A 293-nucleotide genomic window follows, 5' to 3' on the forward strand; every position below is an offset into this window, starting at 1 on the left:
CAGGCCGGCGCCACCATGGAGGAGATCGTCTCCGCCGTGAAGCGGGTCACCGACATCATGGCCGAGATCTCCGCCGCTTCGGATGAGCAGAGCCAGGGCATCGAGCAGGTGTCCACCGCCGTCACCCAGATGGACGAGGTCACGCAGCAGAACGCCGCGCTCGTCGAGGAATCGGCTGCGGCCGCCTCCTCCCTCGAAGACCAGGCCCATGGTCTCGCCCAGGCCGTCTCCGTGTTCCGCATCGACGAGGCCAAGCTCTCCGGCATCGCCGCACCGCGCAGCGCACCGGCCAG

1 protein-coding gene is annotated in these 293 nt (G+C 69.3%); it reads left to right on the top strand.

Annotated elements, in window-relative coordinates:
- Window positions 1-293: methyl-accepting chemotaxis protein (locus tag G6032_RS02700; RefSeq protein WP_240901927.1), on the top strand; the 293-nt coding region annotated here is incomplete at both ends.

The sequence above is a fragment of the Wenzhouxiangella sp. XN24 genome (genome assembly GCF_011064545.1).
In the GTDB taxonomy this organism is placed as follows: domain Bacteria; phylum Pseudomonadota; class Gammaproteobacteria; order Steroidobacterales; family XN24; genus XN24.